A 10,272-nucleotide genomic window follows, 5' to 3' on the forward strand; every position below is an offset into this window, starting at 1 on the left:
TAATAAGGCCCGCATCGAGACGATGCGGGCCTTCTTCCAAAGCGATCCTGACGGGACTTGAACCCGCGACCTCCACCTTGACAGGGTGGCGAGCTAACCAACTGCTCCACAGGACCCTCACAACCGATCGTGCGTGGCTGCGAGAAGAACTGTACAGCAGGTCAGCGGTCCGGTCGAACTCACCGACGGCGAGGGCCCCGCTACCGCGCCGGAGCCGGGACGGCCGCGTCGATCGCCTTCACGATCCGCTTGTCCGACACCGGATGGGCAGTGCCCAGCGCGTGCGCGAAGTAGCTCACCCGCAGCTCCTCGATCATCCAGCGGATGTCCGTGACCTCCGCCGGCACCGGCCGCCCCTTCGGCAGCTGCTCCAGGAGCCACGCGTACTCGTCGAGCATCTCGTGGACCTTCTCCATCCGGGTGGTGTCCCGCTGGACCCCGGTCGGCATCTGCTGGAGCCGCCGGTCCGCCGCCACCAGGTAGCGCATCAGGTCCGGCAGCCGCTTCAGCCCCGTACGGGTCACGAAACCGGCCGGCATCAGCCACGCCAGCTGCTCCCGCACGTCCTGGAGGTTCGGCAGCAGCGCCGGGCTCGCGGTGGCCTTCAGGCGCCGCTCGCACGCCTGCCAGGCCGCCAGCACCTGCTGGACCTGGCCCACCGTGCGGACGGTCAGGTCCACCAGGTCGGCGCGGACCTTGTCGTAGAGCTTCCGGAAGGACTCCTCGTCCCACACCGGACCGCCGTGCTGGGCGATCAGCCGGTCGGCGGCGGCGGTGGCGCAGTCGTCGAAGAGCGCCTGGATCGAGCCGTGCGGGTTCGCCGACAGGGCCAGCTTCTGCTGGTTGGTCAGCTTGTCGGAGGCGAACTTCGCCGGGTTCACCGGGATGTTCAGCATGATCAGCTTCCGGGTGCCCCGCCACATCGCCTGCGCCTGCTCGGCCTCCGAGTCGAAGAGCCGGACGGCGACGCTGTCGCCCTCGTCGACCAGCGCCGGGTACGCCTTGACCGGCTGCCCGCCGCGCTTGGTCTCGAAGACCCGCACGAGGCTGCCGATCGTCCAGTCCTTCAGCCCCGAGCGCTCCAGGGAGGGCCCGGAGCCGTCCGGGCCCGCCGTGGCCGCCTGGGCGGCCTTGGAGAGCGCCTGACGGGCCTTGGGGCGCAGCTTCAGCCGCAGCGTCTCCAGGTCCTTGTCCTCGGCCAGCTTCCGGCGCCGCTCGTCGACGATCCGGAAGGTGATCTTGAGGTGGTCGGGGAGCTTCGCCCAGTCGAAGTCCTCGGCGGTGAGCGGCACGCCCACCATCCGCTGGAGCTCGCGCGCGAGCGCCGTCGTCAGCGGCTCCTGCACCGGCACGACCGCGTCCAGGAACCGGCCGGCGTAGTTCGGCGCGGGCACGTAGTGGCGGCGGATCGGCTTCGGCAGCGAGCGGATCAGCTCGGTGACGACCTCTTCCCGCAGACCCGGGATCTGCCAGTCGAAGCCCTCGTCGGTGACCTGGTTCAGCACCTGGAGCGGGATGTGGACGGTGACGCCGTCCGCGTCCGCGCCCGGCTCGAACTGGTACGTCACGCGGAACTTGAGCGCGCCCTGCCGCCACGAGTCCGGGTAGTCGTCCTTGGTGACGGCCCCGGCCTTCTCGTTGATGAGCATCTCGCGCTCGAAGTCGAGGAACTCCGGCGCCTCGTGCCGCTTGTGCTTCCACCAGGAGTCGAAGTGGGCGCCGGACACCACGTGTTCGGGGACGCGCTTGTCGTAGAAGTCGAAGAGCGTCTCGTCGTCGACGAGGATGTCCCGGCGCCGGGCCCGGTGCTCCAGCTCCTCGACCTCGGTGAGGAGTTTGCGGTTGTCCGAGAAGAACTTGTGGTGCGTCCGCCAGTCGCCCTCCACCAGGGCGTTGCGGATGAACAGCTCGCGGGAGACCTCGGGGTCGATCCGGCCGTAGTTCACCTTGCGGTCGGCGACGATCGGGACGCCGTACAGCGTCACCTTCTCGAAGGCCATCACGGCCGCCTGGTCCTTCTCCCAGTGCGGCTCGCTGTACGTCTTCTTCACCAGGTGCTGGGCGAGCGGCTCGATCCACTCGGGCTCGATCCGGGCGTTCACCCGGGCCCAGAGCCGCGAGGTCTCCACCAGCTCGGCGGACATCACCATCCGCGGGGGCTTCTTGAAGAGCGCGGAGCCGGGGAAGATCGCGAACTTGGCGTTCCGGGCGCCCAGGTACTCGTTCCGGGTGCCCTCGCGCCGGCCGTCCTTCGCGGCGCCCTCCTTGGACTCCTTCACGTCCTTCAGGCCGATGTGGCTGAGGAGGCCGGAGAGGAGGGAGACGTGGACGGAGTGCTCGGGGGCGTCCTCCTCGTTGAGGTGGATGCCCATCTGCTTCGCGACCGTGCGCAGCTGGGAGTAGATGTCCTGCCACTCGCGGATGCGCAGGAAGTTCAGGTACTCCTGCTTGCACATCCGGCGGAAGGACGACGAGCCCCGCTCCTTCTGCTGCTCGCGGACGTACCGCCACAGGTTGAGGAAGGCGAGGAAGTCGCTGGTCTCGTCCTTGAAGCGGGCGTGCTGCTGGTCGGCCTGCGCCTGCTTGTCGGACGGCCGCTCGCGCGGGTCCTGGATGGAGAGGGCGGCCGCGATCACCATGACCTCGCGGACGCAGCCGTTCTTGTCGGCCTCCAGGACCATCCGGGCGAGCCGCGGGTCGACGGGCAGCTGGGAGAGCTTCCGGCCCTGCTCGGTGAGGCGCTTCTTCGGGTCCTTCTGCGCCGGGTCGAGCGCGCCGAGCTCCTGGAGGAGCTGGACGCCGTCCCGGATGTTGCGGTGGTCCGGCGGGTCGATGAAGGGGAACTTCTCGATGTCGCCGAGGCCGGCCGCGGTCATCTGGAGGATGACGGAGGCCAGGTTCGTCCGCAGGATCTCCGCGTCCGTGAACTCGGGGCGGGTGAGGAAGTCGTCCTCGGAGTACAGCCGGATGCAGATGCCGTCCGACGTACGGCCGCAGCGGCCCTTGCGCTGGTTGGCGCTGGCCTGGCTGACCGGCTCGATCGGCAGGCGCTGCACCTTGGTGCGGTGCGAGTAGCGCGAGATGCGGGCGGTGCCCGGGTCGATCACGTACTTGATGCCGGGGACGGTCAGCGAGGTCTCGGCGACGTTCGTCGCGAGGACGATCCGGCGGCCGGAGTGGGCCTGGAAGACCCGGTGCTGCTCGGCGTGCGAGAGCCGCGCGTACAGCGGCAGGATCTCGGTGCCGGAGAGCTTCTTCTTGGTCAGCGCGTCCGCCGTGTCGCGGATCTCCCGCTCGCCGGAGAGGAAGACCAGGATGTCGCCCGGCCCCTCCCTCCGGAGCTCGTCGACGGCGTCGCAGATCGCGGTGATCTGGTCCCGGTCGGACTCGTCGGAGTCCTCCTCCAGGAGCGGCCGGTAGCGGACCTCGACCGGATACGTACGGCCGGAGACCTCGACGATCGGGGCGTCGCCGAAGTGGCGGGAGAAGCGCTCCGGGTCGATCGTCGCGGAGGTGATCACGACCTTGAGGTCGGGGCGCCTCGGCAGCAGCTGGGCCAGATAGCCGAGCAGGAAGTCGATGTTGAGGGACCGCTCGTGGGCCTCGTCGATGATGATCGTGTCGTACGCGCGCAGCTCGCGGTCCGTCTGGATCTCGGCGAGCAGGATGCCGTCCGTCATCAGCTTCACGAAGGTCGCGTCGGGGTTCACCTGGTCGGTGAACCGGACCTTCCAGCCGACCGCCTCGCCCAGCGGGGTCCTCAGCTCCTCGGCCACGCGCTCGGCGACCGTGCGGGCGGCGATCCGGCGGGGCTGGGTGTGCCCGATCATGCCCCGGACGCCCCGGCCCAGCTCCAGACAGATCTTCGGGATCTGGGTGGTCTTGCCGGAGCCGGTCTCACCGGCGACGATCACGACCTGGTGGTCGCGTATCGCCTCCAGGATCTCGTCCTTCTTCTGCGAGACCGGGAGCTGTTCGGGATAGGTGACGGCGGGTACGCGGGCGGCGCGCCCGTCGACGCGGTCCTTGGCCTTGGCCGCCTCTGCGGCGATCTCGTCCAGGACGGCGGCGCGGGCCTCGGGCTTGCGGATGCGGCGGGCGCCTTCGAGACGGCGGCCGAGCCGGTGGGAGTCCCGCAGCGAGACCTCGGCCAGGACGGACTGGAGGGCGGCGAAGGAAGTAGACATACGGGATCCAGGATCGCACCTGCGGCCGAGAAGCGGCGAACCGATTTACGAAGCGGGCCGTGCGGCGGTGCGTAGTATTCCGGGCATCTGGCCCGGACCGGAGAGGTTTCGCATGTTCCGCACCACCCGCGCGCCGGCGGCGTTCGCCGCGCTGCTGGGCCTGGTGCTCGGCCTGCTGGTCTGCGGCGCCCCGGCGTCCGGCGGCGGGGCGCCTCCGGGGACCGCGCCGGTCGTCGTGGCCGCCGCCGTGCCGGGCTGCGACCCGGGCCGTCCGGCCGACCTGGGCGACGAGGGTCCCGTCGTGCCGCCGCGGGCGCAGGGCTTCGCCGAGCTGCTGCCCGTCCTGGCCGCCGACCGGCCGGCGCCCGGGGTCCGGCAGCCGGACCCGTGCCACCCGGCCGCGTCGCCGGGACGGGAGCCACCCGCGCGCGTGCCGACCCCCGTGGAGCTGTCGGTCCTGAGGGTGTAGACGGACGGCCGCCTTCCGCCGTCCTCGTCTCCCTCTTCCCTCCTCAGGAGCGCTTCCGCATGTCCAAGACCGCGTCCAAGCCGTCCAAGCCGTCCAAGCCGTCCAAGTCCCGGCCCGTCGCGATCGTCGCCGGGGTGGCCGCCGCCGCCGCGCTGCTCGGCGTCGTCTCGTACACCGCCACCAAGCCGTCGTCCCCCGGCGCCGCGGGCTCCTCGTCCGTCGCCGAGGTCTCCGCCGACCCGTCCGCCGGGGTCTACGCCGAGCTGGAGGCGTACGCCCGCCGCGACCCCGCCGACAAGCTCGCCCTGGGCCGCGCCGACGCGCCCGTCGTGCTCATCGAGTACGCCGACTTCAAGTGCGGCTACTGCGGAAAGTTCGCCCGCGACACCGAGCCCGCCCTGGTGAAGAAGTACGTCGAGAACGGCACCCTGCGCATCGAGTGGCGGAACTTCCCGATCTTCGGCGAGGAGTCGGAGGCCGTCGCCCGCGCCTCCTGGGCGGCCGGGCAGCAGGGCCGGTTCTGGGAGTTCCACCGGGCCGCCTACGCCGAGGGCGCCAAGGAGAAGGGCTTCGGCAAGGACCGGCTCGCCGCCCTCGCGCAGGAGGCCGGAGTCCCCGACGCGGCCCGGTTCGCGAAGGACAGCGACAGCGAGGCGGCCCGGGAGGCCGTACGCGAGGACCAGGAGCAGGGGTACGAGCTCGGCGCCTCCTCCACCCCCTCGTTCCTGATCAACGGCCGGCCGATCGCGGGCGCCCAGCCCCTGGAGACCTTCACGGAGGCGATCGAGGCGGCGGCGAAGGCCGCGCCGAAGAAGGGCGCTTCCGCGAAGGCCGGCCGGTGACCTCCGGCATCGGCTACTTCGCCGCCTTCCTCGGCGGGCTGCTCGCCCTCCTCAGCCCGTGCAGCGCCCTGCTCCTGCCCGCCTTCTTCGCGTACTCGATCGACACCCGCGCGAAGCTCGTGGCCAGGACCGGCATCCTCTACGCGGGCCTGGCGACCACCCTCGTCCCGCTGGGCGCGGCCGGCTCCCTCGCCGGCCGGTTCTTCTACGGCCACCGGGACCTGCTGGTCACCGCCGGCGGCTGGCTGATCATCGGGCTCGGCGTCCTGCAGATCCTCGGCCTGGGCTTCGCCTCCCGCCGGATCGCCGAGGCGAGCGGCCGCATCCGGCCCACCTCGGCGCTCTCCGTCTACGCCCTCGGCCTGGTCTACGGCCTCGCCGGCTTCTGCGCGGGCCCGATCCTCGGCAGCGTCCTGACGGTGGCGGCGCTGAGCGGCAGCCCGGCGTACGGGGGACTGCTCCTGGCCGCCTACGCGCTCGGGATGGCGGTCCCGCTGTTCGTCCTGGCGCTGCTCTGGGAGCGGTACGACCTGGGCCGGCGGCGCTGGCTGCGCGGCCGGCCGCTGCGCGCGGGCCGCTTCGAGGTCCACTCGACCTCGCTGGTCTCGGGCCTCTTCTTCGTGGCCCTCGGCACGCTCTTCCTCGTCTTCGACGGGACGACCGCCCTGCCGGGGCTGCTCTCCGTCGACGACTCCTTCGCGGTGGAGGAGCGGGTCTCCGCGCTGGGCCGCGCGGTGCCGGACTGGGCCCTGCTGGTCGCGGTCGTGGCGGTGGTGGCGGCCGTGCTCGCGCTGCGGGGCCGCCGGGGGCGCCGGCGCGAGGAGGCCTGAGTCGGTACGGGGGAGGGGCGCGGGCCCTTCCCCCGTACGGGCGCGGACCTTTCCGGGGAACGAAGAAGGGGGGGGGGGGGTTGTGTGTGTGGGGGGGGGTGTGTGGGGGGGTGTGTGTGGGGGGGGGTGTGGGTGGTGGGGTGTGTGTGTGGGGGGGGCCCGACCCGGCAAGGGGGTCGGAGTTTCCGGGGCAAGGAAGAGGGCCCAGTTCTTTCTACGGGGGCCTTCTCTTTGTGGCTGGGGCCGGGGTCGAACCGGCGACCTATCGCTTTTCAGGCGATCGCTCGTACCAACTGAGCTACCCAGCCACGAGATCATTGCTGACCTCAGCGATCCTGACGGGACTTGAACCCGCGACCTCCACCTTGACAGGGTGGCGAGCTAACCAACTGCTCCACAGGACCTTGCTTTGTGCGATCACTAGTCTCGCACACGGTAATGCGTGCCCCCAACGGGATTCGAACCCGTGCTACCGCCTTGAAAGGGCGGCGTCCTGGGCCACTAGACGATGAGGGCTAGAGGCTCACCTGGGCGCTTCTCAGCGCCTCGGGGACGTGAGAAGCATATGGGATGGCGGGCGGTATCGCCAAAACGGTTTCCGGGGAGGGGAGAATGGGTCCGTGCTGGAGATGACGCGCGAGGAGTTCGAGGAGCTTGTCGCCGAGGCCCTGGACCGGATCCCGCCGGAGCTGACGCGGCTGATGGACAACGTCGCGGTGTTCGTGGAGGACGAGCCCTCTCCGGACGATCCCGAGCTGCTCGGGCTCTACGAGGGGACGCCGCTGACTGAGCGCGGCGAGTGGTACGCGGGCGTGCTGCCCGACCGGATCACGATCTACCGGGGGCCGACGCTGCGGATGTGCGAGTCCCGCGAGGACGTCGTGGCCGAGACCGAGATCACCGTGGTCCACGAGATCGCCCACCACTTCGGCATCGACGACGAGCGGCTGCACGCGCTGGGCTACGGCTGAGCCGGCTCCGGACCTCGGTGGTCTCCGGGCCGGACCTCGGGTGATCTGCCGGGGTGGACCGGGGTGATCTCCGGGGCCGGGGTGCGGGTGATCTCCGGGTCGAACAAGGGGTCGTCGTCCCGTGTCCCTTGTGACACCTGGGGAGTTGGGCAGGGGGACGCGTTCCTTCCCCGCCTTCTGTGTCCTGGAGGTGCCTCCGTGCGCCAATTCCCCACCCGCGTTCGATGGGCCGCCGCCGCCCTCGCGGTCGCCGCGTGCGCCGGCCTGAGCGGCTGTATGAGTGTGAGCGACGAGAGCGCCCGCCCGGCGCCCGGCGCGACCGGGGGGAAGCCGGGCGCGTCGGCCGAGCCGGACGGCGGCTCCGGGGCGCCCGACGGCGGCGGGGGCGCGTACGGCGGCGGACACGGCGACCGGCCCGGCGCGCCCGACGCGAAGGGCGGTGGCGGGAAGTCGCCGGTGCCGAGCGGTTCGCCCTCCGCCTCCGCCTCGCCCAGCGCGGGCGCGGAGACCCCCGGCCCGGCCGAGCCCGGCGGACCGGCGGCGCCCAGGACGCCCCCGGAGGCCGGCGGCACGGCCGGCGGGCACTCCGGGACGGGCGGCGCGTCCGGGAGCGCGGGCGGCGGGGACGCGGGCGGAACCGCCGGTGGCGGCACGGGCGGCGGGAGCGCGGACGGCGGCGGCACGGGCGGGACCGGCGGGGAGGCCGGAGGCGCGCCGGGCGGCGGCGGGAGCACCCCCTCGCCGGAGCCCACGCCGGAGCCGACCCCGACGCCCGAGCCGACCCCGGAGCCGACGCCGGAGCCCACCCCCGAGCCGACCTCGAACCCGACCGATCCGCCGACCGAGGGACCCTCCACCCAGATGGGTGGCGTGCGCGCCGCCGGATCATCCCCCGAGCCGATGGCATCGCCGCAGGTGAGCCCGGTGTGACGGGCATCGGTTTGCCTTGAGTGGGGGGGAGTGCGTATGGTGGTAGATCGTTTGATCCCATTTGCCCGGCGCCACGACCGAAGAGCGCCGTGACTGGCGCGTACTCTCCCTTGCCGTGGCTGACCGCATAGAGGCGGTCTTGTGCGAAACACGGAGTTGACGGGCGCGTGCCGAGACTCCGGAAGGTTTCGCATTTCGCATGTCCATTTCCAGTTCTGACCACGCCGTCATGCCCGAGAACGACGAGATCACCGAGATCGTCGAGCTGGCCGACGACGCCGAGATCACCGACGAGCTCACCGACGGCGCCGTCGAGGCCGACGACCTGGCCGACGAGGCCGACGACGCCGACCAGACCCCCGAGATCACCTTCGGTGACCTGGGTCTGCCCGAGGGCGTCGTCCGCAAGCTCGCGCAGAACGGCGTGACCACCCCCTTCCCGATCCAGGCGGCGACCATCCCGGACGCCCTGGCCGGCAAGGACATCCTGGGCCGCGGCCGCACCGGCTCCGGCAAGACCCTCTCCTTCGGCCTCCCGCTGCTCGCCACCCTGGCCGGCGGCGAGACCGAGAAGAAGAAGCCCCGCGGCGTCATCCTCACCCCGACCCGTGAGCTCGCGATGCAGGTCGCGGACGCCCTCCAGCCCTACGGCGACGTGCTCGGCCTCCGGATGAAGGTCGTCTGCGGCGGTACGTCGATGGGCAACCAGATCTACGCCCTGGAGCGCGGCGTCGACATCCTCGTCGCCACCCCGGGCCGTCTCCGCGACATCATCAACCGCGGCGCCTGCTCCCTGGAGCAGGTCCAGGTCGCCGTCCTCGACGAGGCCGACCAGATGGCCGACCTGGGCTTCCTGCCCGAGGTCACCGAGCTCCTCGACCAGGTCCCGGTCGGCGGTCAGCGTCTGCTCTTCTCCGCCACGCTGGAGAACGAGATCGACAGCCTGGTGAAGCGCTACCTGGTGAACCCGGTCACCCACGAGGTCGACCCGTCCGCCGGCGCCGTCACCACCATGACCCACCACGTCCTGGTCGTGAAGCCGAAGGACAAGGCGCCGGTCACCGCCGCGATCGCCGCCCGCAAGGGCCGCACGATCATCTTCGTCCGCACCCAGCTCGGTGCCGACCGCGTCGCCGAGCAGCTGCGCGAGTCCGGCGTGAAGGCCGACGCGCTGCACGGCGGCATGACCCAGGGCGCCCGCACCCGCACCCTGGCCGACTTCAAGGACGGTTACGTCAACGTCCTCGTCGCCACCGACGTCGCCGCCCGCGGCATCCACGTCGACGGCATCGACCTGGTCCTCAACGTGGACCCGGCCGGCGACCACAAGGACTACCTGCACCGCTCGGGCCGCACCGCCCGCGCCGGCCGCTCCGGCGTCGTGGTCTCCCTGGCCCTGCCGCACCAGCGCCGCCAGATCTTCCGCCTGATGGAGGACGCGGGCGTCGACGCCTCGCGCCACATCGTCGGCGGCGCCGGCGCCTTCGACCCGGAGGTCGCCGAGATCACCGGCGCCCGTTCGCTGACCGAGGTCCAGGCCGACTCGGCGAACAACTCGGCCAAGCAGGCCGAGCGCGAGGTCGTCGACCTGACCCGTCAGCTGGAGCGCCTCCAGCGCCGCGCCGTCGAGCTCCGCGAGGAGGCCGACCGCCTCGTCGCCCAGGCCGCCCGCGAGCGCGGCGAGGACCCGGAGACCGCCGTCGCCGCCGTCGTCGAGGCCGCCGAGGCCGAGGTCGCCGCGGCCGCCGCCGAGGCCGAGCGCGCCGCCCGCGAGGAGCAGCGCCGCGAGGAGCGCCCGGCCCGCGACGAGCGGGGCAACTACGAGCGCCGCGACCGCGGTGGCTTCCGCCGTGACAACGACCGTCCGTCGTTCCGTGACCGTGACGACCGTGGTGGCCGTTCCTTCGAGCGCCGTGACAACGACCGTCCGTCCGGTGGCTTCCGCCGGGACAACGACCGTCCGTCGTTCCGTGACCGTGACGACCGTGGTGGCCGTTCCTTCGAGCGCCGTGACAACGACCGTCCGTCCGGCGGCTTCCGCCG

Annotated in this window: 7 protein-coding genes and 4 tRNA genes; 6 read left to right on the plus strand and 5 right to left on the minus strand. The window is 71.9% G+C overall.

Translation table 11 applies throughout. From position 1 onward, the window contains the following. Positions 1-42 precede the first annotated feature (42 nt). A tRNA-Asp gene (locus ACFW1I_RS02770) sits at positions 43-116 on the minus strand. A gap of 84 nt (positions 117-200) precedes the next feature. Further along, positions 201-4,187 carry an ATP-dependent RNA helicase HrpA gene (gene hrpA, locus ACFW1I_RS02775; RefSeq protein WP_384665413.1) on the minus strand — a complete coding sequence of 1,329 codons (3,987 nt, stop codon included), beginning with the start codon at positions 4,185-4,187 and terminating at the stop codon, positions 201-203. A 112-nt stretch (positions 4,188-4,299) separates the two neighbouring features. Here hrpA and ACFW1I_RS02780 point away from each other — a divergent pair, with 112 nt between their 5' ends. The 3 genes from ACFW1I_RS02780 to ACFW1I_RS02790 are packed head-to-tail and all read left to right on the plus strand — an operon-like array spanning position 4,300 to position 6,328. After that, a complete protein-coding gene (locus tag ACFW1I_RS02780; RefSeq protein ID WP_384665415.1) occupies positions 4,300-4,656 on the plus strand; it encodes a hypothetical protein in 357 nt (118 codons plus the stop codon). Positions 4,657-4,715: 59 nt separating this feature from the next. Continuing rightward, positions 4,716-5,498 (plus strand): DsbA family protein, encoded by a 783-nt coding sequence (locus tag ACFW1I_RS02785; protein WP_384665417.1) that lies wholly within the window; start codon positions 4,716-4,718, stop codon positions 5,496-5,498. After that, complete coding sequence (locus ACFW1I_RS02790) at positions 5,495-6,328, plus strand: cytochrome c biogenesis CcdA family protein (RefSeq protein WP_384665419.1); 834 nt, start codon at positions 5,495-5,497, stop codon at positions 6,326-6,328. Before ACFW1I_RS02785 ends, ACFW1I_RS02790 begins: the two co-directional genes overlap by 4 nt. Positions 6,329-6,562: 234 nt before the next feature. Here ACFW1I_RS02790 and ACFW1I_RS02795 read toward each other — a convergent pair. The 3 genes from ACFW1I_RS02795 to ACFW1I_RS02805 all read right to left on the minus strand — a co-directional run bounded on the left by ACFW1I_RS02795 (position 6,563) and on the right by ACFW1I_RS02805 (position 6,844). Beyond that, a tRNA-Phe gene (locus ACFW1I_RS02795) sits at positions 6,563-6,636 on the minus strand. Between the two features lie 22 nt (positions 6,637-6,658). After that, positions 6,659-6,732, minus strand: a tRNA-Asp gene (locus ACFW1I_RS02800). 39 nt (positions 6,733-6,771) lie between these two features. After that, positions 6,772-6,844, minus strand: a tRNA-Glu gene (locus ACFW1I_RS02805). A gap of 104 nt (positions 6,845-6,948) precedes the next feature. On the opposite strand from ACFW1I_RS02805, the gene ACFW1I_RS02810 reads away from it, so the two are divergent. The 3 genes from ACFW1I_RS02810 to ACFW1I_RS02820 form a co-directional block, all read left to right on the plus strand. After that, the gene (locus ACFW1I_RS02810) at positions 6,949-7,299 is read left to right on the plus strand and encodes a metallopeptidase family protein (RefSeq protein ID WP_030496497.1); all 351 of its coding nucleotides are present in this window, start codon (positions 6,949-6,951) and stop codon (positions 7,297-7,299) included. A gap of 276 nt (positions 7,300-7,575) precedes the next feature. Continuing rightward, entirely contained in the window at positions 7,576-8,229 is a 654-nt protein-coding gene (locus ACFW1I_RS02815; protein WP_384665421.1) for a hypothetical protein, read from the plus strand. 199 nt (positions 8,230-8,428) lie between these two features. Then, positions 8,429-10,272, plus strand: a 1,844-nt coding sequence (locus tag ACFW1I_RS02820) for a DEAD/DEAH box helicase (protein ID WP_384665423.1), incomplete at its 3' end; no start/stop codon positions are given.

It is taken from the genome of Streptomyces sp. NPDC058955 (assembly GCF_042741435.1).
Classification (GTDB): domain Bacteria; phylum Actinomycetota; class Actinomycetes; order Streptomycetales; family Streptomycetaceae; genus Streptomyces.